The 21,989-nt window shown below is 67.6% G+C and carries 22 protein-coding genes; 8 read left to right on the forward strand and 14 right to left on the reverse strand.

The genetic code is table 11. The features are described from left to right. From ACGFNP_RS49360 to ACGFNP_RS49370, 3 genes are all read left to right on the forward strand, one after another. A partial coding sequence (locus ACGFNP_RS49360; protein ID WP_393330163.1) for a carbohydrate ABC transporter permease occupies window positions 1–321 on the forward strand: 321 nt, incomplete at its 5' end. 33 nt (window positions 322–354) lie between these two features. After that, the gene (locus ACGFNP_RS49365) at window positions 355–1,626 is read left to right on the forward strand and encodes an ABC transporter substrate-binding protein (protein ID WP_393330165.1); all 1,272 of its coding nucleotides are present in this window, start codon (window positions 355–357) and stop codon (window positions 1,624–1,626) included. A 61-nt stretch (window positions 1,627–1,687) separates the two neighbouring features. Continuing rightward, complete coding sequence (locus ACGFNP_RS49370) at window positions 1,688–2,977, forward strand: Gfo/Idh/MocA family protein (RefSeq protein ID WP_393330167.1); 1,290 nt, start codon at window positions 1,688–1,690, stop codon at window positions 2,975–2,977. On the opposite strand, the gene ACGFNP_RS49375 is transcribed toward ACGFNP_RS49370, so the two are convergent. The 6 genes from ACGFNP_RS49375 to ACGFNP_RS49400 form a co-directional block, all read right to left on the reverse strand. Further along, window positions 2,966–3,565, reverse strand: coding sequence for a GNAT family N-acetyltransferase (locus tag ACGFNP_RS49375; protein WP_393330169.1), 600 nt, complete (start codon window positions 3,563–3,565; stop codon window positions 2,966–2,968). The two genes, ACGFNP_RS49370 and ACGFNP_RS49375, sit on opposite strands and share 12 nt — an antisense overlap. A gap of 106 nt (window positions 3,566–3,671) precedes the next feature. Beyond that, the gene (locus tag ACGFNP_RS49380) at window positions 3,672–4,016 is read right to left on the reverse strand and encodes a hypothetical protein (protein WP_358320779.1); all 345 of its coding nucleotides are present in this window, start codon (window positions 4,014–4,016) and stop codon (window positions 3,672–3,674) included. Window positions 4,017–4,164: 148 nt separating this feature from the next. After that, window positions 4,165–5,430, reverse strand: a complete 1,266-nt coding sequence (locus tag ACGFNP_RS49385) for an alpha-L-fucosidase (RefSeq protein WP_358320776.1) — start codon at window positions 5,428–5,430, stop codon at window positions 4,165–4,167. A 21-nt stretch (window positions 5,431–5,451) separates the two neighbouring features. Further along, window positions 5,452–6,291, reverse strand: coding sequence for a carbohydrate ABC transporter permease (locus tag ACGFNP_RS49390; RefSeq protein ID WP_358320773.1), 840 nt, complete (start codon window positions 6,289–6,291; stop codon window positions 5,452–5,454). After that, complete coding sequence (locus ACGFNP_RS49395) at window positions 6,284–7,180, reverse strand: sugar ABC transporter permease (RefSeq protein ID WP_358320771.1); 897 nt, start codon at window positions 7,178–7,180, stop codon at window positions 6,284–6,286. Before ACGFNP_RS49395 ends, ACGFNP_RS49390 begins: the two co-directional genes overlap by 8 nt. A gap of 8 nt (window positions 7,181–7,188) precedes the next feature. Next, window positions 7,189–8,325, reverse strand: coding sequence for a sugar ABC transporter substrate-binding protein (locus tag ACGFNP_RS49400; RefSeq protein ID WP_358320768.1), 1,137 nt, complete (start codon window positions 8,323–8,325; stop codon window positions 7,189–7,191). A 232-nt stretch (window positions 8,326–8,557) separates the two neighbouring features. Between ACGFNP_RS49400 and ACGFNP_RS49405 the strand changes: the two genes are divergently transcribed. After that, complete coding sequence (locus tag ACGFNP_RS49405; protein WP_358320766.1) at window positions 8,558–9,706, forward strand: ROK family protein; 1,149 nt, start codon at window positions 8,558–8,560, stop codon at window positions 9,704–9,706. Window positions 9,707–9,722: 16 nt separating this feature from the next. Here the strand turns inward: ACGFNP_RS49405 and ACGFNP_RS49410 are convergent, their stop codons facing one another. After that, window positions 9,723–10,451, reverse strand: a complete 729-nt coding sequence (locus tag ACGFNP_RS49410) for a helix-turn-helix domain-containing protein (RefSeq protein ID WP_358320763.1) — start codon at window positions 10,449–10,451, stop codon at window positions 9,723–9,725. Between the two features lie 222 nt (window positions 10,452–10,673). Between ACGFNP_RS49410 and ACGFNP_RS49415 the strand changes: the two genes are divergently transcribed. Further along, window positions 10,674–11,903: a serine hydrolase domain-containing protein gene (locus tag ACGFNP_RS49415; RefSeq protein ID WP_393330174.1), complete on the forward strand. Its 1,230-nt coding sequence runs from the start codon at window positions 10,674–10,676 to the stop codon at window positions 11,901–11,903. A 12-nt stretch (window positions 11,904–11,915) separates the two neighbouring features. On the opposite strand, the gene ACGFNP_RS49420 is transcribed toward ACGFNP_RS49415, so the two are convergent. The 6 genes from ACGFNP_RS49420 to ACGFNP_RS49445 form a co-directional block, all read right to left on the reverse strand. Beyond that, entirely contained in the window at window positions 11,916–12,674 is a 759-nt protein-coding gene (locus ACGFNP_RS49420; protein ID WP_393330176.1) for a class I SAM-dependent methyltransferase, read from the reverse strand. A gap of 335 nt (window positions 12,675–13,009) precedes the next feature. Further along, window positions 13,010–14,569: a DUF4038 domain-containing protein gene (locus ACGFNP_RS49425; RefSeq protein ID WP_393330177.1), complete on the reverse strand. Its 1,560-nt coding sequence runs from the start codon at window positions 14,567–14,569 to the stop codon at window positions 13,010–13,012. Beyond that, the gene (locus tag ACGFNP_RS49430) at window positions 14,569–15,561 is read right to left on the reverse strand and encodes a sugar phosphate isomerase/epimerase family protein (protein WP_358320753.1); all 993 of its coding nucleotides are present in this window, start codon (window positions 15,559–15,561) and stop codon (window positions 14,569–14,571) included. Before ACGFNP_RS49430 ends, ACGFNP_RS49425 begins: the two co-directional genes overlap by 1 nt. Before the next feature lie 10 nt (window positions 15,562–15,571). Next, window positions 15,572–16,411: a carbohydrate ABC transporter permease gene (locus ACGFNP_RS49435; protein ID WP_358320751.1), complete on the reverse strand. Its 840-nt coding sequence runs from the start codon at window positions 16,409–16,411 to the stop codon at window positions 15,572–15,574. After that, window positions 16,408–17,361 carry a sugar ABC transporter permease gene (locus ACGFNP_RS49440; RefSeq protein WP_358320748.1) on the reverse strand — a complete coding sequence of 318 codons (954 nt, stop codon included), beginning with the start codon at window positions 17,359–17,361 and terminating at the stop codon, window positions 16,408–16,410. The genes ACGFNP_RS49435 and ACGFNP_RS49440 overlap by 4 nt, the downstream gene beginning before the upstream one ends. Window positions 17,362–17,409: 48 nt before the next feature. Further along, complete coding sequence (locus tag ACGFNP_RS49445) at window positions 17,410–18,690, reverse strand: ABC transporter substrate-binding protein (RefSeq protein ID WP_393330181.1); 1,281 nt, start codon at window positions 18,688–18,690, stop codon at window positions 17,410–17,412. Window positions 18,691–18,991: 301 nt separating this feature from the next. On the opposite strand from ACGFNP_RS49445, the gene ACGFNP_RS49450 reads away from it, so the two are divergent. Both ACGFNP_RS49450 and ACGFNP_RS49455 read left to right on the forward strand, forming a co-directional pair. Further along, window positions 18,992–19,873 (forward strand): transketolase, encoded by an 882-nt coding sequence (locus ACGFNP_RS49450; protein WP_393330183.1) that lies wholly within the window; start codon window positions 18,992–18,994, stop codon window positions 19,871–19,873. Continuing rightward, window positions 19,870–20,823, forward strand: a complete 954-nt coding sequence (locus ACGFNP_RS49455; RefSeq protein WP_358320742.1) for a transketolase C-terminal domain-containing protein — start codon at window positions 19,870–19,872, stop codon at window positions 20,821–20,823. The genes ACGFNP_RS49450 and ACGFNP_RS49455 overlap by 4 nt, the downstream gene beginning before the upstream one ends. Before the next feature lie 6 nt (window positions 20,824–20,829). On the opposite strand, the gene ACGFNP_RS49460 is transcribed toward ACGFNP_RS49455, so the two are convergent. Further along, on the reverse strand, window positions 20,830–21,432 hold the full coding sequence (locus ACGFNP_RS49460; protein WP_393331150.1) for a tetratricopeptide repeat protein: 603 nt from the start codon (window positions 21,430–21,432) through the stop codon (window positions 20,830–20,832). On the opposite strand from ACGFNP_RS49460, the gene ACGFNP_RS49465 reads away from it, so the two are divergent. Next, a complete protein-coding gene (locus ACGFNP_RS49465; protein ID WP_393330186.1) occupies window positions 21,325–21,792 on the forward strand; it encodes an RICIN domain-containing protein in 468 nt (155 codons plus the stop codon). The two genes, ACGFNP_RS49460 and ACGFNP_RS49465, sit on opposite strands and share 108 nt — an antisense overlap. Window positions 21,793–21,989 lie beyond the last annotated feature (197 nt).

Below are 21,989 nucleotides of genomic sequence, written 5' to 3' on the forward strand. Positions count from 1 at the left end.
GCCGCCGCCATCGACGGCGCGGGCTACTGGCGGGTCTTCCTCCAGGTGATCCTCCCGCTCTGCACCCCGGCCCTCGCCACGACCGGCATCTTCACCTTCATCTGGACCTGGAACGACTTCTTCAGCCAGAACCTGTACCTCACGAACTCCGACAACCTCACGGTCGCCGTCGCGCTGCGTCAGTTCCTCGACTCCAGTGGCGAGTCCTCGTGGGGGCCGATGTTCGCGATGTCGATCGTGTCACTGGGGCCGATCTTCGGATTCTTCCTGGCCGGCCAGAAGTACCTGATCCGTGGTGTGGCGACCACCGGTCTGAAGTAACACCCCCCGCAACCCTTAACAGGAGGTAGAGCCGTGAAGCCTAGGAAGATGTGGACGGTCGCCCTGCTCGCGGCCACCGTGATGACGTCGGTCGCCGCCTGCGGCAGCGGCGGCGACAAGGCCGCCGGAGACAAGGTCGAACTCCGCTTCTCGTACTGGGGCAGCGACTCCCGGCAGAAGCTCACCGAGCAGGTGATCAAGAAGTTCGAGGAGAAGAACCCGACCATCAACGTCGAGGGTGACTTCTCCGACTTCGCCAACTACTACGAGAAACTCGCCACCAAGGTGGCGGCGAACGACGCCCCCGACGTCATGAGCATCGAGATCCGGGGTCTGGGTGAGTACGCCGGACGCGGCGCTCTGGCGGACATGGCGGGCAAGGTGCCCACGACCGACTTCGACCAGCAGGCGCTCGCCGCCGGCAACATCGACGGCAAGCAGTACGGCATTCCCTCCGGCGTCAACGCCTTCTCCATGCTCGTCAACAAGGCGACGATCGAGAAGGCCAAGCAGAAGGTGCCCGACGACAAGAGCTGGACCTGGGACGACTGGATCAACCTGGCCAAGCAGATCAGCGCGAGCGGCACCGGCCTCACCGGAGCCGAGTACAACTACAACCCCGCCTGGCTGCAGATCTTCGCGGCCCAGCGCGGCGAGAAGCTCTACGACGGTAAGAAGCTGGGCGTCTCGCCTGACACGCTGAAGGCATGGTGGGGCATCCACCAGCAGCTCATCCAGACCAAGGGCTCGCCTGACGCGGCGAAGAGCTCCGAGCTGATCGCGGGCGGCGTCGAACAGTCGCCGCTGGGCACCAACACGGGTGCCACGGGCATGTGGTGGAGCAACCAGCTCGGCGGCCTGTCCAAGGCGTCCGGTCAGGAGCTGACCCTGCTGCGCATGCCGAAGACGAAGGAGGCGACCACCGGCGGCATGTTCCTGCAGCCGTCGATGTTCTACACGGTCGGCGCCAAGTCCGAGCACCCCGCGGAAGCCGCCAAGTTCATCGACTTCATGACCAACGACCCGGACGCGGCCTCGATCCTGCTGAGCGACCGCGGCCTGCCGATCAACGCCAAGGTGCTCGCGGCCGTCAAGGACAAGCTGCCGGCCGTCGACCAGAAGACGCTGGCCTTCATCGACGAGGTCAGGAGCGAGCTGGGCCCGATCGCCGCCCCGCCGAAGGGCGCCCTCCAGGTGGACGACATCCTCAAGCGCATCACCGAGGAGGTCGTCTTCGCCAAGACGACACCGGACGCCGCCGCGCAGAAGTTCCTGACCGAGGCCAACGCCGCCGTCGCCGGCTGAGGTCTGATCCCGGCTGGGGGTCCCGGCCCCCAGCCACCACTCCACGACTCGGGGAGAGAAGTTGAGCACCAGGTACGCCTTCGTCGGCCTCGGTCACCGCGCCCGGATGTACATCGACGCCCTGCTGGGCGACTGGCAGGACACCGGTACGATCGTCGGCCTCTGCGACGTCAACCAGACCCGCATGGACTACTACGCAGAGCGCATCGGCGACGACGTGCCCCGCTTCCGTCCGGACGAGTTCGGCAAGCTGCTGGAGCTGGCCGACGCCGTCGTGGTCACCACGGTGGACGCGACGCACGCCCGCTACGTCGTCGTCGCCCTCGACGCCGGGCTCGACGTCATCGTGGAGAAGCCGCTCACGGTGGACGCCGAGGGCTGCGAGGCCATCGCCGCCGCCGCCGAGCGCAACCCGGGCAAGCTGGTGGTCACCTTCAACTACCGGTACTCGCCGCGTAACTCGGCGGTGAAACGGCTGCTCAGCGCGGGCGAGATCGGCGAGGTCACCTCCGTACACTTCGAGTGGACGCTCGACACCATCCACGGCGCCGACTACTTCCGCCGCTGGCACCGCGAGCGGGTCAACTCGGGCGGGCTGCTCGTCCACAAGTCCACCCACCACTTCGACCTGGTCAACTGGTGGCTCGCGGCGGCGCCCGAACTCGTCTTCGCCCAGACCGACCTGCGCTTCTACGGCCAGGCCCTGCCCCGGGGCCCGCGCCCCGCCCGCGGCCAGGGCGCGCCCGGCCTGGGCACCGACCCGTTCATCCTCGACATCTCCGCTGACGAGCACCTCAAGCGCCTCTATCTGGACGCCGAGCACGAGGACGGCTACATCCGCGACCAGGACGTCTTCGGGCCGGGCGTGACGATCGACGACAACATGTCGGTCCTGGTCCGCTACGCGAACCGGGCCATGCTCACCTACTCCCTCACCGCGCACGCCCCGTACGAGGGCTATCGCGTGGTGTTCAACGGCACGGAGGGCCGGATCGAGCTGGAGGTCTGCGAGCGATCTTGGACGCCGCCGCACGCCGCGATCGACCCGAGCGCGGCCACCAAGCAACACGCGGCCGGCGCCTGGGAGCGGCTCACCCTGCACCGGCACTGGCAGGAGTCGGAGGAGATCCCGATCGAGCAGGGGGCGGGCGGCCACGGCGGCGGCGACCGGCTGCTGCTGGACGACGTCTTCCGCGGACCCGGCGACGACCCGCTCGGGCGCCCGGCCGGCTACCGCGACGGCATCCGCAGTGTGCTGGTGGGAGCCGCGGCCACCCAATCGGCCGTCACCGGCCGAGCCGTCCGCCTGACCGACGACGGCACCCGCCTGACCGACGCGTCAGGTCCTTGATCGCTGGCGGGGCGAGGAGCCTGGCCCACCGGCCTGTGCGCCATGCAGGACGATCTTGGCGTCTCTTCCCAGCTCCAGGTACATCCGGACATCGTCGAAGCGCAGGTCGCCCACCTCGATGACGTTGGGCAGTCTGCCCCACTCGCGGAAGCCGAGCCGCTCGTACAGCTCGATCGCTCCGAGGTTGTTGCCGCGCGCTCCCAGCGTCAGGGTTTCGATTCCGGCCTGCCGTGCGTGGTCGATGAGTGCGCTCACGATCAGCCGGCCCAACCCGAGCCCCCTCGCCGAGGGGTGCGCCATGATCTTCCCTATCTCGGCGGAGTGCGTGAAGATCGGCGCGGACCCCCGCATCCAGAGCCCCATCCCTTCGACCTGTCCGTCCACCAGGGCCAGCGCCAAGGCCGCATCATCGCGTTGTACGGCATCGAGCACGCCGGCCAGCCAGGTGTCGGCCTCGTCCCGTTCGGGCGGCTCCAGATAGCCGATCGCGCCGCCCGCTTCGACGACGGCTCGCAAGACCCTGTGGACCTCGGCACGGAGGGCTTCATCAGCGCTGACCGGCCAGAACAGCTCAATTTTCGGCTTCATAGCCAACCCATTATGGCGAGAAGCGCCGACATTCCCGGTCCGGGGTCCACGCAACCGGCGGCGCCCGCCGACTGGTGCCGGCGGGCGCCGCCAAGCTCAGGCGTGGCTATGCGTCGTAACGCGTAACCGTCGCATGGGTCATGTCGAATGTACATTCCCATCTGTCGAATGTGCCTTCGTAGCCTTTCGCGACTTCCGCGAATCCGTAGGTGTCGGGTTCGCCTTGGCAGGCATAGTGGATTTGCAGCTCCATGGATTTGGTGGCTTTCTTGCAGTAGCCATGACCGCTTGTGCCGTACCAGTAGCCGCGGCATCCATAGGTCCAGTGGTCTTCCGCACTGGCATTGGCCGTTGCTGTCGTCGCACCGAATGCCACGAGAGCCATGGCGATAGTGAGAGTGGTCTTGGCGATTTTGCGGGAACGTAACAGCTGACTTGTCGGAAACTCCATCGCCGAACCTTTCGCTAGGCGAATGTTCACATATCAACAGAGTAAGATCAGCCACTACAAACCAGCCATATAGCCGGCACATGCCGTTAAGCACAGAGAAAGCCCCGGTTCGCGGCGGGTGCCGCGAACCGGGGCCGGTGGGCGCTGATCAGTCGTTGAGGAACAGTTCGATGACCGGTACGGCGACATCCGGGCGGACAACCGGCAGGTCCATGGTCAGGACGTCCGGGGCCAGGCCACCCATTGTTGTGTTCCCGGCCGTCTGGGTGGGGTCGATGACGCGCGTACGGATCTCCGACGCGTCGTGCAGGAACTGGGCGTACTTCACGCGCCCGGCCAGCCCCGGCAGGTGCAGGTGGCGGAACGGCCAGGTGAACACGTGCAGATAGAGCCGGTTACCCCGCTGGGTGTAGCGGCAGTCGGGCGGCGCGGTGAAGCCGCTGGGGCCGCAGCCGTAGACGGAGCGGGAGTTCAGCCGCATCCAGGCGCCGATGTCACCGAGGGTATGGCTGGCGCGGGGGTCGATCTGGCCGCGCCCGTCAGGGCCCACGTTGAGCAGCAGGTTGCCGCCCTTGGCGACGCTGTCGACCAGCATGCGTACGAGCAGGTCAGGGGACTTGTAGTCGAGGTTGTCCCGGTCGTATCCCCAACTGCCGTTGAGGGTCTGGCAGGCCTCCCACGGCACCTCGCGGCCGTCGACGGTCATCGGGCCGGCGGGCTGGTACTGCTCGGGGGTGACGAAGTCGCCCGGGATGTCGAGCCGGTCGTTGACGATGATCCCTGGCTGGAGCTCTCGCACCATCTCCAGCAACTCGGGAGAGCGCCAGTCGTCAGCGCCCTTGCCGCCCCACTCGCCCGGCCTGTTCTTGTAGGAGAAGTCGAAGAACAAGTAGTCGATCCGGCCGTAATCGGTGAGCAGCTCGCGTACCTGGGCGTGCAGGTAGTCGGCGTACTTGGAGACGTCGCGGCCCGCGGTGGCGGCCTTGTACTCCTCGTCATCGCGCTGCGGGTGGCGGGAGTCGACGGGGAACTCGGGGTGGTGCCAGTCGATCAGCGAGTGGTAGAAGCCGACCTTCAACCCTTCGGCGCGTACGGCCTCCACGAACGGCGCGATCAGGTCCTTGCCCCAGGGGGTGCGGGTCACCTTGTAGTCGGTGTGCGCCGAGTCCCACAGGCAGAAGCCTTCGTGGTGTTTGGTGGTGAGGACGATGTAGCGCATGCCGGCCTCCTTGGCCAGCCGCGCCCACCGCACCGGGTCGTACAGGTCGGGCTCGAAGTGGTCGAAGTAGCGCTGGTAGTCCTCGTCGGTCAGCCGTTCGCGGTTCTTCACCCACTCGTGGCGGGCGGGGAGAGCGTACAGACCCCAGTGCACGAACATGCCGAAGCGGGATTCGGCGAACCAGGCGTGGTCCACAACATTCCTTTCAATGAGATTTCACCTGCCGCCGAAACCGCTGGTCGCGATCCCGCGTACGAGATGTTTCTGCAGAATGATGAGCAGCGCCGCGGTGGGCGCCATGGAAATCACCGAGGCGGCCATGATCAGGTTCCACTGGGTGCCCTGCTGGCCGAAGAAGAGATTCAGGCCCAGGGGCACGGTGGCCTTCTCGTCCACCGAGTTGATGATGATCAGCGGCCACATGAAGCTGTTCCAGAAGTTGATGAACGTGAAGACCGCCAGCACCGCGAGCGCGGGCCTGATCAGCGGCAGCATGATGCTGGTGAAGACGCGCACCGCTCCCGCGCCGTCGATGCGGGCGCTCTCGGACATCTCTTCGGGGATGGTCAGGAAGAACTGGCGCAGCATGAACGTCCCGAAGGCGGTGAACGCCCAGGGGAAGATCAGGGCCTGGAAGGAGTCCACCCAGCCGAACCATTTCATCAGCATGAACATCGGCACGACCAGCACTTCCTGGGGGATCATCAGTGTGGCCAGGAAGAGCAGGAACATACCGTCGCGACCGCGCCAGCGCAGCCGCGAGAAGGCGTACGCCGACATGGCCGACGCCACCAGCACCACAAGGGTGCCGCAGACGGCGACGGCGAACCCGTTGAGCACGAACCGCCCGAACGGCAGGTACTCGAACGCCTCGGTGTAGTTCTGCCACCGGAACACCGACCCGAACAGGCTCGGCGGCGACTCGAACACCTCGTCGGGGCGTTTGAACGAGGTGGCCAGCATGTACACCAGCGGCGACAGGAACGCGGCGGCCACCAGGTAGAGCGCGATGTGCGAGATGACCAGCCGGACGCGGCGGACGGCGTGATCAGACATCGTAGTTCACCCATCTGCGCTGGCCGGCGAACTGCACCGCGGTCACGCCCAGGATCAGCACGAACACGATCCAGGCCCCGGCGGACGCGAGTCCGAACTGATAGATCGAGAACCCCTTGTCGAAGACGAACATCATGAGGGTCTCGGTGTCGTTGCCAGGCCCGCCGCCGGTCAACAGGAACGGCTGGGTGAAGACCTGGAACGACGTGATGAGCGTCATGGTCGTGGCGAAGAACAGCGCTGGGGAGATCATCGGCAGCATGATGCGGAAGAACTGCCGCCATGGTCCCGCCCCGTCGATCTGCGCCGCCTCCAGCAGGTGCCGCGGGATGGCGTCCAGCGCGGCCGAGAAGACCAGCATGTTGTAGCCGAACCCCTGCCACACGCTCATCGCGACGACGGCGAACATGGCCCAGCCCTGCTCGCCGAGGAAGTTCGGCGCGTGCACGCCGGTGGCGGCGTACATCGAGCCGTCGATGAGCCCGTTCGGCTGGTAGATCATCCGCCAGACGACCGCGTTGGCCACCATCGGCGTGACCACGGGCAGGAAGAACACCACCCGCAGCGCCTTGCGGCCCCTGATGCGCGGGCCCATCCACACCGCCAACCCCACCGACACGATGAGGTTGAGCGGCAGGTAGAGCACCACGAACAGCAGCGTGTTGAACAGCGACCGCCGGAAGACGGGATCGGTGAACAGCGTCGTGAAGTTCTCCACCCCGGTGAAGGCGCGCTCGCCCACAGCGGGCCACTTGAAGAACGCCATCACCAGGGACAACACGATCGGGAAGAGGGTGAACACCGTCAACCCGATGAGGCTGGGCCCGGCGAACAGGGCCGCGGCCCGCCCATCACGGCGCAGGCGCGGCGGTTTGGCGTCGGCGTGCACGTCGCTCCCTACGCCGGTGCCTGCTGTTGCACCTGGCTGAGTACTTCCGCCCCCGTGGACTGACCGTTGAAGGCCTGGATGCCGTACTGGGCCAGCAGTTTCTCCACCGGGTCCCAGTTGCTGGTCGTCCGGAACGGCTTCGCCGAGGCGTTGGCGGCGTCGATGACCGGCTTGGAGCCCTCGAAGGCGTTCTCGTACCACTTGTTCTGTACGGACTTGCGCGCGGGATAGGCGCGTCCGACCGAGCCGAGCTGCCCGAGCACCTCGGCGCTGGTCATCGTGCTGACCGCCTTGAACGCTTCGTCAGGGTATGGGCAGGACTGGGAGATGCCGAAGCCGGACCCGGCCGAGTAGCTCTTGGTCCCGTCCGGACCGGCGGGGATGGTGGCCAGGCCCACATCGAACTTGGCCTGCGCCTTGAGCTCCAGAACGGACCAGGGGCCGTTCACCGACATCGCCGCGTTGCCGCCGAGGAACTGGGTCTCGGCCCAGTTGTTGTCCACGCCGGGCACCTTGGGCGCGACCCCCTGCTTGGCGGCCAGGTCCGCGTACCACTGGAAGCCGGCCTTCATCTGCTCGGTGGTGAGGGTGAGCTTGCCGGAGGAGTCCATCGGCTCCGCGCCCGTCTTGGAGAGGATCATCGAGAACATCCCCAGAGCCGAGGGGTAGGCCACGAAGCCGTACTTGCCGCCGGTGGTCAGCTTCTTGGCCGCCGCCTCGAAGTCCGCCACGCTCCAGCCGACCTTCGGCGCTGGCACGCCGGCCGCCTTGAACATGTCCTTGTTGTAGGTGATGATCAGCGAGCCGACGTCGTACGGCAGCGCGTACTGCTTACCGCCCGAGGCCAGCCCGGACATGATCGACGAGTCGAAGTCGCCGATGTCCAGGTTGTTCTTCTTGATCAGGTCGTCCAGAGGACGCATCCCGCTGACGTAGCCGCCCGTGCGCAGGCTCTGCATGGAGACGATGCACGCGGCGCTGCCGCCGGCCAGGCGGGTGCCGAGTTTGGTGAAGTAGTCCTTGAACGGCGACGTCTCGAGGGTGATCTTGATGTTCGGGTACTTCTGGGTGACCTGGTCGGCCACTTTCTGCCAGGCGTTTCGGTCTTCGGTTCCGGACGCCCACATCGACCAGTTGAGCGTCACTGCGCCGTTGCTCGCCTTGTTGCCTCCTGCCGACTCCTGGCTGCCGCCCCCGCAACCTGCCGTTAATCCTCCCGCGATGACCACCGCTGTTGCGACCGCCAGTGATCTCCGACCGCCATACATCCGCCTGCCCATCGCAGCTCCACTCAATAAGCTCGGGGCCGAGTTAATTGTTTCGAAACTAGGGCGTCGCAATCCGTAATGTCAATGAGATCTTGATAGGAAATATCCGATGACTGCTCGCCGAACGGCCGGTCGTGGTGATCTGACTCGCGTCGAGATCCTGGCACTTCTCGGCACCGCCGGCGCCCTGGACCGCCGTCAGATCGCGGTCCGGCTCAAGCTCGGCGACGCGACCGTGCACGAACACACGCGACGCCTGCTGGCCAGCGGTTATCTACGCACTCTGGCCCCGCAGGCCGGGGTGGTCGGGCGGCCGCGCATCCCGCTACAGGTCGTGCCGGAGGCCGCCGCGACCATCGGCGTACGGGTGGCGACCGACCACCTCGTAACCGTTGTAGCAGGGTTGGATGGCCGGACGCTCACATCCGATGTATTGCCCTTCGACTGTCACGCAGACCCGACCTCCCAGATACTCAGGGTCATCGGCCAGTGGCTGGCCGACCCCGCCGTCGGCCCCAGGCTCAAGGCCGCGGGCGTGGCCGTGCCGGCATCCGTCGATGCGGGTTATATCCGGTTCTGTCCGCGTTTTGGGTGGAGCAACCTTCCCCTCGGTGAACGGCTGCGGGCCGAGCTGCCGATCCCGGTGCTCGTCGACAACGACCTCACGGCCAGCACCACCGCAGAACTCCTGTACCGGACCGGACGTGACCATGACGACTTCCTGGTGCTCGGCATCGGCGACGGAGTGGGGATCGGGGCGGTCCTGCGGCGGCGGGTGCATCGCGATCCGAGCGGGCTGTCCGGCGAGTTCGGCCACACGCCGGTCGCCGCCACCGGCCCGCGCTGCGCCTGTGGCGCCCGGGGCTGTCTGGAGACGTTCACCAGCGACGACGGGATCCTGCGCGCCGCCCGTCTCGCGGGCCTCGCCGAGGCGTCCACCACCATCGAGGAGCTCCGCTCACGATGGGTCTCCGGTGAGCGGTCGCTGGCCGGGGTGCTCGCCGAGGTCGGCGCCGTACTCGGGCGGGCCGTCGCCGGTGTCGTCAATCTGCTCGGCACGCCCACCATCGCGGTCATCGGCGAGAACCACGTGCTCTGGCCGGGCCTGGAGCCCGGGTTCTCCGCCGTGATGCGGGCCAGTCAGGTCACCGCGGCCTACCGCGTCCAAGTGATCGTCCGTCCGTGGAGCGACGCCCAGCACGCGCTCGGCGCCGCCGGTCTGGCGCTCGCCGCTCCGGACACGCTTCTTGCCGGATGACCAGGGTGGTGCTGGTTCACTCCGGCGATGACGCGTTCCAGGCGGCCGGGCTCTGCCGCCACCGCTCGATGGCCTGCCGGAGGGCCTCGCTCACGAGGAGAAGGAGTTCGGCGGAGGACTCGAAGCGGGCGCCCGCCGGGGTCGCGGCCCCGAGGATCTCGCTTCCGCGCTGCGAGGCGGCCACCAGGGCCTGGTTCACCTCCACCGCCGCGACGATGGACCGGACCCAGATCCCGTCGTCGATGACGTAGCGTTCGCGGCGCCCGCCGGGAACCCGTTCGCGGCTGAGCAGTCCCTGCTGTTCGAGGTAGGTGACGGCGTGCGAGACCGACGCCGGGCTGACGCGGAGCCGCTGGACCAGTTCGGCGGCGGTGAGGCTGCCGGAGTCGGTGATGTACAGGCAGGCCATCACCCTGGCCACCATCCGGGCCATCCCCTGCTGGATGAGGAGATCGGTGAAGAACTCCGTGAAGTCCTGGACGGCTTGGGGGTCACGCCCATGGCCGCTGTCGGGGACCGGTGGTGGCGGCGGCTGGGCCTGCTTGTGCCGGCGCGCACGGTGCCGGGTGGCCTCGTGTGCCCGGTCCGCCCCGTAATCGTCGGGTCCGCCGTTGCGGGTGACCTCGCGCATGATGGTCGAGGCGGGCCGCCCCAGACGCCGGCCGATCTCCGCGTATCCGTGACCCTCGGCCAGCCACGCGGCGATGTGCTGTCGATCCTGGCCGGTCAGTCTGCCTCCGGGCATCGGTGCTCGTCTCCTGTCGCTCGGCCTGCGCGAACAGTATGCATTCACTCGCAGCCCATTGCAATTCTCATCCATTGCGTTCATTGTCAGACCCATTGCAATGGAAAGCCTGTTTTGCAGGCTAGATGCCCTTGAACTGTGTGTTGACGTATTTCTAAACGCAATGTACTGTCCCAGACGTTCAGCGATTCCCGAACGTTCGTGTGCGCAAGGAGATTGATGATGGAAACTGGCAAGGGCGGCTTCTCCGAGGCGGGGTTGCGCAGGCTTCGTGAGGTGCTGGCGCGGCATGTGGAGTCGGGGAAGATTCCCGGGCTTGTCGCCCTGGTCGGCCGGGGCGGTGTGACGCACGTCGAGGCGCTCGGGACGATGCGTCATGACGGTGGCGCGCCGATGCGCCGGGACACCATCTTCCGGATGGCCTCGACGTCCAAGCCGGTCGCGATGGCGGCGGCGATGGTCCTGCTGGACGAGTGCCGGCTGCGGCTGGATGACCTGGTGGAGCAGTGGCTGCCGGAACTCGCCGACCGGCAGGTGCTGAAGCGGATCGACAGCCCGCTGGACGACACCGTGCCGGCCCGGCGGCCGATCACCGTACGAGACCTGCTGACCTCCACCTTCGGGCTCGGCATGGACATGACGGCACTGGGCACCCCGATCATGGGCGCGATCTTCGAGCAGGGCCTCACCCCCGACCTGCCGGAGCCGATGCCCGGACCGGATGAGTGGATACGCCGTCTCGGCACGCTGCCGCTGATGTACCAGCCCGGCGAGCGCTGGCAGTACCAGATCAGCCACGACGTGCTCAGCGTGCTGGTGGCCAGGGTCACCGGCCAGCCGTTGGAGACGTTCCTGCGCGAACGCGTCTTCGGCCCGCTGGGCATGGCCGACACCGCCTTCCACGTACCCGCCGACAAGATCGACCGGCTGCCGACCCTGTACGCCCCCGACCCGCAGACCGGCGAGTTCCACGTGTGGGACGAGGCCGAAGGCGGACGCTGGAGCCGCCCTCCCGCCTTCCAGGGCAGCGGCGGCGGACTCGTCTCCACCGTCGACGACTACCACGCCTACTTCCAGATGCTGCTCAACGGCGGGACACACGACGGCCGGCGGATCCTGTCCCGGCCCGCCGTCGAACTGATGACCACCAACCGCCTCACCCCCGAACAGAACGCCGCCCGCACCGCCATGGCCACCGACAACGTCCACCTCTCCTACGGCCAGGGCCAGCACGGCGGCTGGGGCATGGGCATGGCGGTACGCACCTACCGCGGCGACTACGCCCCCATCGGCCAGTTCGGCTGGGACGGCGGCAGCGGCACCTCCACCTACGCCGACCCGAGCAACCAGCTCACCGGACTCCTGCTCACCCAGGTCGGCATGTCCGTCCCGAATTCAGCCCGGCTCATCCACGACTTCTGGACCACGCTCTACCAGGCACTCGACGACTGACACGTGGGTGGTCTACGGTCGTCGGGCCACCAAGAGCAGCCGGGGGCTGCCGAGCCGGAACGGTGTGCCGTCGGCGTCGCCGTACAGTTCGACGCCGTTGAACCCGGCCTCGGTGACCAGCCGGACGACCTCCGCCGCGGTGTAGACGTACTGCACGGAGGTCCCGCGGTGCTCCTGCCTACCCCGGCGGAAGGTGAACGAGGTGAGCCAGCGGCTGTTCGCCGCGTCGTACTCGTTGACCGAGACGGCCTCGACCCCGCCGAACGTCATCGGCGGCTCTTCCAGGGTCAGGTTCGGCAGCAGTGACTCGGCCACGAACCCGTAGTCCAGGATGAGCGTGCCTCCGGGCACGACGAGCCCGGCGAGGCCCGCGAGGAACCCCTGCGTGCCGGCGTGCTCCAGGTAGCCGAAGGCGTTGCCCATGCACATCGCCGCTTCGGCCCGGACCTCGGCGGGAAGCGCCCGCATGTCGCCTTGGCGCAGATCGAGGTCGAGCCGCTCGCCCGCGGCGGCGGCGCGGGCGTGGGCGATGGCCTCGGCCGAGACGTCCAGGCCGGTGACCTGGTAGCCGCGCCGGGCGAGTTCGAGGGCGTGCCGGCCGCTGCCGCAGGCCACGTCCAGCACCCGGGAACCGGGGCGGAGCCCGGCCAGGCGGGCGACGAAGTCAACCTCGGCGGCGGTCATCCACTCGGGTACGGCCGCCCGCCAGAAAGCGTTGGGCAGTTCGGTGAAGAAGTCCGCGTACCACGCGGACAGGGAGTCGTGCGACATTTCCGTGTGCTCCAGATCAGGTGCGCGGCGACCGGCACCGCGCGGACGAGACAATCTCCGCGAGACCGGGGCACGACGAACCCGTGCGTTCACACGCACCACACTGGCCGCCGGAACGGCCGTCTCGTCATCCGCCCCGGAGTGACCGGGCGGTGACCATGGCATCGCCTTCTCGTGATCGGCCGGGCCTGACCCGGCAGGAGCAACCAGAGCCAGCGTACGATCCACCCCACCGGCTCTTCAACGGGATAACCGGCCGGGACGCCCGCCGGCCGCCATGACGGCGATCGGCAGGCGACGTACACGAGCACGTGGGGGGTTGGGCATATGCCCGGCTAAGAGGCGGGTTCGTCGTCATAGAAGATGACGATCCGTGCGGTGTGCCGGTCGTCCTCGATCGGTTCGCCCGGTGACCGGCGGCCGGTGGCCAGAATGTCGCCGGTGCGGGGATCGACGACCCGGTAGGCCACGGGCAGTTCGTCCTCCCGCTTGGGACGGAGAGCGCCGCCGTGTTCTTGGTAGACGACGTGCAGCCGGCCTGGCACGCGCAGGGTTCGCGGGCTGATGAAGGTCTGCCAGTCCGGCTCCATGTCGGTGGTGGGCAGGCCATCGAGGATCTTGCCGAGGAGGCCGACGTAGGTGGATCCCTCGAAGTCGAGGGACTCGCGCCAGCCGCCGGAAGGGGCCAGGAAGTACGGTTCGTGGCCGGGTTCGCCGTCGTGCAGCCTCCACTGCCAGATGTTGGCGGCACCGTAGACCACGCCCATGGTGCCTCCCGCGCACAGGTTGCTCCACGCCTCGTGGCCCTGCCACCAACCGGCGGCGTTGGTGGCAGAGCGGGTCTGCTCGTAGGTCGGCTCGCCGTTGGCGACGGCTTTGAGTGGGGTGTTGCGCCACATGTCGGCCACCCGTTCGGGGACGTGCTCGCCGCCGTGGCCGGTCTGGCACCACTGGAAGTCCAGCCACTCGGCGTCCTGCCAGGCCCGGTTGTCGCCATGAGGGCGGTAGTGGATGCCGGTGGGCTGGGCGTAGCAGTCCCAGGCGTGGACCTCGGCGCCACCGGCCGGGATCTGCGGTTCGTGGCCGGAGCCGTCGGCCCCCACCAGGTAGATCGCCGGTCGGGCGCCGTAGCGGGCCACCAGGTAGCGGCAGTAGCGGGCGTATTCGGCGGGCGGGACGACGGTCCCGGCCACGTCCAGGCCCTTCCAGCCGAACCCCTGGAAGACCGGTTGCAGCACGGGGACGATCTCGTGCTCGACGAGGACGTCCAGCAGCCGGTCCAGGTACTGGAAGTAGGCGGGGTTGAGGGCGTTGATGTGGCCGGTGGGCAGGTCCTCGAAGGCGACGTCGAACCCCGTGTCGGCGCCGCGGTCGCGCGGCCCGACCGCGCGCATGTCGGGTTGGACGGACATGAGCAGCACCGCGTTGAAGCCCTTGGCGTGCCGGTCGGCCGCGTAGACGCGCACCTGTTCCTCGGTGGCGCGCCAGGGCAGCCCCCAGGCGGTGTCGGCCACGAGGATCGCCGGGGTGCCGTCGGCGTGGACGAGGTTGCGTCCGCCCGGTGACATCGTCCAGAAGCCGTGGCGCTGGAAACGATTGGTCGCCGGGCCGCCGGGTTCGACCTCGACGAACCCGGTCGCTCCGCGAAGACCGGGATCGTCGAGGGACGCGTCGGACGTCCACTGCCAACGCCCGTGCGGCAGCGGTGAGCTGAAGCGGATACGCCAGGTGCGGCCGCCGTCGTGGAAGGCGGGCCGGCGCAGGGTGAGACCGTTGTCGTGGGTGAATTCGGCCCAGACGTCTACACCGGTGTAGGCGTCGGGGATGTCGGCGGAGGCGGTGAGGGTGATCTCCGCTTCGCGCCAGGCGCCGCGGACTTGAGTGACTTCGCCCATCAGCCGTCGACCTCGGCGCTCAGCAGGGCCTTGCGGGCGATGCGCTGCGCGGCCAGGGCGTCCTGGCGGGCCTGGGCCTCGGCGAGGGCGTCGACGTCGAGGATCTGCAGGGCGCGCCAGATGGTACGCATGACCTCGACGCCGGCGCGGGCCGCCTCGACGGAGTCCTCGCGGAAGGGGAACTGGTCGAGCTGCCAGACGCCCTGCCAGCCGGCCTGGCGCAGGGTGTGGAAGAACTCGAAGGTCTCCACCAGGTGGATGGAGCCGACGACCATGTCGTCGTCCCAGCCGCGGAAGTTGTCGTTGACGTCGATGGCGTACAGACGGTCGTGGTCGAGGATGAGCTGGGCGGCGTCGGCGGGGGATTCCAGGCCGTAGAGGGAGTGGCCGAAGTCGAGCAGGATGCCGACGTTGGGCACGTCCATCTTCTCGATGGCCAGCAGGGTGCGGGCCGCGGAGGAGAAGGTCATGCGGTTGCGCGGCTCGCGCGGCTTGTACTCGATGGCGAAGCGCAGGTCGGGATGGCGCTGCGCGAGCTCGCGGACGGCGTCGATGGACATCGCCCACAGGGCCTTGTAGTCGGCCTGGAAGGGGTAGTCCCAGCCGTCCTGGCCGGGCCAGAGCTTGACGTAGTCGCAGCCGAGCCGGCGGGACAGGTCCGCCGCGTCGCTGACCAGCTCGATCGCGGCGCGCCGGACCTCGGGGTCGGGGTTGGTGAAGCCGCCGCGACTGAACTTGCGGGTGTAGATCTCGGGCGTCAGGGCGATGGCGCGCAGCCCGTTGGCCTTCAGCCGCTCTTCCAGAAGCGCCACGTCGAGGTCGGCGGGGTTAAACGGGTAGTTGATGTCGACGACCGACAGGCTGCCGACCTGGCCGGCCCGGTCGACGGCCTCCAGCGTGGAGACGGGCGGGCCGTAGCCGTCGGTGGCGTAGCGGTCGCGGAACTGGCCGAAGTGCCAGAGTCCCGCGCCGAAGAGAGGTTCTGCGGCCATGGAACGGTTCCTATCCCTTGACGGCGCCGGCCAGGGCGCCTTGTGTGAAGAATCGCTGGAACATCAGGTAGACGATGAGAACGGGCAGGATGGACATGATGATGAAGGCGTTGAGCTGGCCGTAGTTGGAGGCGAACTGCGACTGGAAGGCCTGCAGCGCCAGCGGCACGGTGCGCACCTCCTGGTCCTGCAGCAAGACCAGAGCCATGCCGTACTCGTTCCAGGTCGCGACGAAGTCCAGGATGAACAGCGCGGCCAGCGCCGGCTTCGCGAGCGGCAGGCACACGCTCAGGAACAGCCGCCAGTTGCCGGAGCCGTCGATGCGGGCGGCCTCGTCGAGCTCTAGCGGCAGCGAGCGGAAGAACCCGTACAGGAAGAACACCTGATACGGGATGCCGAAGGCGAGATACGGCAGGATGATGCCGTTGGTGGAGTTCAGCAGGCCCATGCTCGACAGCGTGGTGAACATCGGGGCGAGGGCCACCTGGACCGGGACCATCGACCCCAGGGTGATCACGATGAGCAGGGCCCGATGCCGCTTGAAGCGCAGCCGGGCGATCGCGAAGGCGGCGGCGGCCGACACCAGCAGCCCCAGCGGCACCTTGATGAGCGCGATGTAGGCGCTGTTGGCGGCAACGGTCCACAGCTCGCCGCGTTCGGCGGCGTTGGCGTAGTTGTCCCAGTGCCACACCTCCGGCAGGGCCCAGATGGAGCTGTGGCCGATATCGGCGGTGGACTTCAACGACGTCAAGACCATGAAGGCGAACGGCGCCAGCCAGACCAACGCACTGATGACCAAGGCGATCCACAGCCCGATGAGGGGGTAATTGGTCCGGCGGACCGCGCTCATCGCTCGTCCTCCTTCAAGGTCCACATCAGGTACGGCAGCACGAGCGCCAAGGTGATCAGGAGCAGGACGACGGCGAGGGCGTTGCCGCCGCCGAAGTTGTGGTTGATGAACGACTGGCTGTAGGACCACAGGGCCAGGACCTGGCTGGACTGGGCGGGGCCGCCGTTGGTCATGCCGACGATGAGGTCGAACACCTTCAGCGAGCTGATGACGGTCAGGACCAGGACGACCGTGAAGGTGGGCCGCAGAGCCGGCAGGGTGACGTTGCGGAAGGTCTGCCAGGCGGAGGCGCCGTCGAGTTTGGCCGCCTCCACCAGGTCGACGGGCACCGTCTGCAGCCCGGCCAGGAAGAGCACCATGGAGAAACCGGTGGTCTGCCAGACGAAGGCGACGAAGACCGAATAGAGCGCGATCTGCGGGTCGCCGAGCCAGTCCTGAATCCACGACGACAGGCCGAGCGAGGTCAGCGTCCCGTTGACCAGGCCGGAGTTCGGGTTGTACATCCAGGTCCACATGGTCGCCACGGCGATCGAGGCGAGTACGGCGGGGATGTAGAACACCGACCTCAGCAGGTTGCGTCCCAGCAGCCTGCGGTTGAGGGCCAGGGCGAGCAGCAGGGCCAGCACGGTGGGCACGATGAGCGACAGCACCACCCAGATGAGGCTGTTGCGCAGGGCGGTGTGGAAGACGGTGTCGTTGGTGAGGATGTCCCGGTAGTTGGCCAGCCCCGCCCACACCTGCGGCACGGTGGGGAAACCGTTCCACCGCATGAAGCTCAGGTAGACGGCCGAGACGATCGGGAACAGCAGGAACACCGCGTACAGCGCCAAGGCCGGGGCCAGGAATGGCAGCGCGCCCAGGATCGGCATCTTCCCCCGTCTTCGTCGGGGGTGGTGAGGGCGATGATCGGTGGGGCGTGGCGTGGCCGGGGCGGTGGACACGGTGGCCATGGCCGCTCCTTGTCGGTTGATTGTTCGGTGCCGGTGGGGCCTGGCAGGTCAGTTCTTATGGGTGTCCATGAACTTCTGCAGCAGCGCGCCGGCTTCCTTGGGCGCGATGGAGCCGCTGGTGACCCCGTTCTGGATGCGCCAGTACTCGGTCGTCACGTCCGTCGGGAAGTTCTGGTCGTTGTTGAGGAAGAAGCCCTTGGCCTGACCCGTGAGCTGGGCGATCTGGGCGTTGATGGGCTGAAGGGCGTTGGCCGACTTGCTCTCCTTGTTGACCGGCAAGGAGGAGAAGACGCCCAGGTACTTCCCCTCGACCGGCGCGGAGGAAAGGTAGTCCAGGAACTTGGCGGCCTCGTCGGGGTGCTTGCTGCTCTTGCTGATGTACATGCCTTCGAAGAAGCCGTAGAGCCGGCCGGTGCCCGTCGGCATCGGGAAGACGCCGACGTTGTTCTGATCGTCGCCGGCGTCGACGTTCTGCTGGGTGAACCAGTCGCCTTCGAGCTGCATCGCCGACTTGCCGGAGTTGAACAGGGCGGCCGCCTCGGCCGCCGGCAGCCCGGCGAAGCCCTTGTTGAAGTAGTTGGCGGACCACTGCTTGAGCTGCTCGAAGGACTTGTCGACGCAGGGCTGGCCGGCCCAGCTCGTCGCGCGGGTGTTGAGCTTGTCGCCCAGCTCGGCGCCGCAGTTGGTCTCGATGAAGGTGTCCAGCAGGCGCATGACGTGCCAGTTGTCCTTGCCGCCCATGGAGATCGGCGTGAGGCCCGCGTCCTTGAGCTTCTGCGCCGCCGTGGCCCACTCCTCATAGGTGGTGGGCGGTGCGCTGATGCCCGCCTTGGCGAACTGGTCCTTGTGGTAGTAGACGACCTCTGTCCGCTGCGTCCAGGGGATGCCGTGGTGGCCGCCGTACTGGGTGAACGCGGACAGCGTGGCGGCGTTGAAGCGGTTGTTCCACTGGTACTGCTGGTAGTACTTGCTGAGGTCGAGGCTCACGCCGGACTTGACCAGCTCACCCCCGAGACCGGGTCCTGCCCAGTTGTAGTAGATGTCCGGACCCGAGGTGCTGCCGGCCGTGGTGCGTAGCGCGTCCTTGTGGGCGTCCACGGCTCGGTACTGCAGATCCACCTTGATGTTCGGGTTCTGCTTCTCGAAGTCGGCGATGATCGACTTCAGTGCGGCGCCCGCCGTGTCGGCGTTCTGCGTGACCATCCACCAGCTGAGCTTGACCTGGCCCCCGCTCCCGCTGGTCGCACCGGTGTCTTGCACACGGCCGCTACAAGCGGCCAGGAGCAGCACGGAGGCTGCCAGCGCCGCGGCTTTCGTCGGGATGTTCATGTGCGTCTCCAAGAGCAGGGGAGAGTATTCGGTAGCGATTCGTGAGGCGCGCTCGGGTACGTCAACGTCGCCATGCGACGTTTCCGCTGGTCGGAGGACCATCGTAGGAGCGAAAGCAGAGTGTGAATATCTATTCAATGCTGCTTTGCTATTCAGCCGGAATGTAACGTCGGCGACTGCGCCCGTCAAGGAGCCGGCGCGTAAGTGATCATCACCCCCTCGTTGACACGAATCCGCCGACGGCCGTAGCTTCTAGTTATGTCTAGTCGCTATGGAATAGATATTCACATCGGTGATGTCGATGCTCGCCCCTGATCTGGTGCGAGCGGCCGCCTACCGCAAGACGGTCGAGCGCATCCGGGAGACCGACCGGGAGAGCGCCGCGGCAGAGCTGGACCGGTTGGCCACGGACGTGCGCCGGAGCATCATCCAGACCATCGGTCGGGCCGGCATGGGACACATCGGCGGCGATCTGTCGGTGACCGACATCTTGGTGTCCTGTTTTTACGGAGCGTTGTCCGTCGACCCTGAGCGTCCGCACTGGTCCGGGCGCGACCGGTTCGTGCTGAGCAAGGGCCACTGTGCCGCCGCGCTCTACTCGACCCTGGCCCAGTGCGGCTTCTTCGCCCCGGCGGAGCTGGAGACGTTCATGGCGCCGCTGTCGGCGTTGAACGGCCATCCCAACCGGCTCAAGGTTCCCGGGGTCGAGACCAACACCGGCGCGCTCGGGCACGGCCTGCCGGTGGCGACCGGCTGTGCGCTGGCGGCCCAGCTGGATGGTCTGAGCTGGCGTACCTTCGTCGTGCTGGGCGACGGTGAGCTGCAGGAAGGCAGCAACTGGGAGGCCGCGATGGCCGCCTCTCACCATGGCCTGTCGTCGCTGACGGCGATCGTCGATCGCAACCGGCTGCAGCAGGGCGCCAGGACGGAGGAGACCAACGCTCTCGGCGCTCTGGGGGACAAGTGGCGCAGCTTCGGCTGGGAGGTGCGCGAGATCGACGGTCATGACCACCAAGCGCTGCTGCGGGCGATGAACGGCTCGCTCACCGGCCGGCCGGTCGTCGTCATCGCCGACACGATCAAGGGGAAGGGCGTGTCGTTCATGGAGGACAGGGTGGAGTGGCACCACAAGGTGCCCAGCCCGGACCAGGTCGAGTCGGCGCTGGCGGAGCTGGCACGATGACCCTCACCGAGCAGCAGGCCGTCTTCGACTGCCGCCAGGACTTCGCCGACGAGTTGCTGGCCCTGGCCGGCGCGGACGAGCGGATCGTGGCGGTGTGCAACGACTCCGTGGGCTCCAGCAATCTCGTCGGGTTCCGTGAGCGCTATCCCGACCGCCTGATCAACGTTGGCATCGCCGAGCAGGATCTTGTGGGCGTGGCCGCCGGTCTGGCGAACGCGGGCAAGATCCCTTTCGTGTGCGCGGCGGCGCCGTTCCTGACCGGACGGGCCCTGGAGCAGATCAAAGCCGATGTCGCCTACAGCGAAGCCCATGTCGTGCTCTGCGGGCAGAGCCCCGGCATGGCCTATGGCGAGCTGGGGCCGACCCATCATTCGATCGAGGACCTGTCCTGGATGCGCGCGGTCGCGAACCTGGACGTGATCATCCCGGCCGACCCGGTGCAGACCCGGGCCGCCGTACGCTGGGCGGCGGCCTCACCAAGGCCCTCCTACCTGCGCATCCCACGCTTCAAGGTGCCGGTCGTCACTCCCGACGACGCGCCGTTCGAGCCGCGCCGCGCCGTGCTGCTGCAGGACGGCGGCGACGCCACCGTCATCGCGATCGGCTCGCTGACCTCCCGCGCTCTGGAGGCGGCGGCCCGGCTGCGCGGCGAGGGCGTGTCGGTGCGGGTGCTCAACATGCCCTTCCTCGAACCGCTGGACGAGGAGGCCGTTGTCGCTGCGGCCCGCGAGACCGGCCGGATCGTCACGGCCGAGGAGGCCACGGTCAGCGGGGGCCTGGGCGCGGCGGTGTCGGCGGCCGTCGTCACCCACCACCCGGTGCCGATGCGGATCCTCGGCGTGCCCCGCGTGTTCGCGCCGACCGGTGACACCGCTTTCCTGCTCGACCACTTCGGGCTGTCGGCCGAGGGCATCGTGGCCGCGGTGAAGGACCTGCTGCGCCAGGGCTAGGTGGTTCTACCGGTGAGGCCAATACAACCGTGGACCAGCGGCCGCGGTCTGGTGCGGTTCGGTGTCGGCGAGCTGGGCGCGGACATAACTGGCGTCGGGGTGAGCGAGCTCGTCGAGAATGACGAGGGCTTGCCGCCAGGTGTCGCGGGCGGTGTCGTGCTCGCCGTCGGTGTGGTGGGCGTTGCCGAGACGGATCAGCGCCTCGACTTCGCCGATGCGATCGCCCAGCTCCAGGTGCAGCTTGAGCGCCTGCCGGTGACAGCATTTGGCCAGGTCGTACTGACCGAGGTGGTGGTGTGCGTACCCAAGGCCGTCGAGAGACGCGGCCTGACCGTTGAGGTCGCCGAGTTCCTCGAACAGGGTGAGGGCTCGCCGGCAGTACCCGAGCGCTCGGTTGTGGTGTCCGAGGAGGGCGTGGCAGTTGCCGACCCCGTTGAGCGCCTTGGCGTGTCCAGGGCGGTGGCCGGCCGTTCGGAACAGGTCGAGGGCTTGCCGGTCGGGGTGGAGGCCGACTTGACGTACTACCTCTTCTTCACCAGAGCAGCGGGAAGCCTGGACTTCTGCCTCGATGCGAAAGCCCAGACCATCGGCAACGGCGGCATCGTCCAGCTCTGGACCTGCAACGGCGGGAACCAGCAGCAATGGGCGTTCTACCGCAACGTCGGTACGTACACGTACTTGAAGAACAGGGCGTCACCGGCCGGCCGGACACTCGTGCTCGACGCGAAAGCCCAGACGATCGGAAACGGTGGCGCCATCCAGCTCTGGGACTACAACGGCCAGGCCCAGCAGCGGTGGGCACCGTACGGTAACGACGCCTTGAGGAATGTCGCCTCCCCAGCGGGGCACAATTACGTCCTCGACGCGAAGGCGCAGGAAATCCGCGACGGCGGCAAGATTCAGCTCTGGGAATACAACGGAGGGCCTCAACAGCAATGGGACACCGTGCAATGGGACGTCGGTCCGTGAATCGGTGATACGGGCGGGGAGCGGCATCAGTCTCGCTCCCCGCTCTTGGGATCAGGTTCGGTGGGCATGTCACCACGCTGATCGACCGGTTCGAGGGCAAGGACCTTCGACGGTGTCGCCCCACCCTCATGATCACGCCCGCCCGCGCCACTACCTCAGCCCCGGGGCAGCACTGTCGACTTCGTTACCTTCCTGGC

This window comes from Nonomuraea sp. NPDC049269 (assembly GCF_043197155.1).
GTDB lineage: Bacteria > Actinomycetota > Actinomycetes > Streptosporangiales > Streptosporangiaceae > Nonomuraea.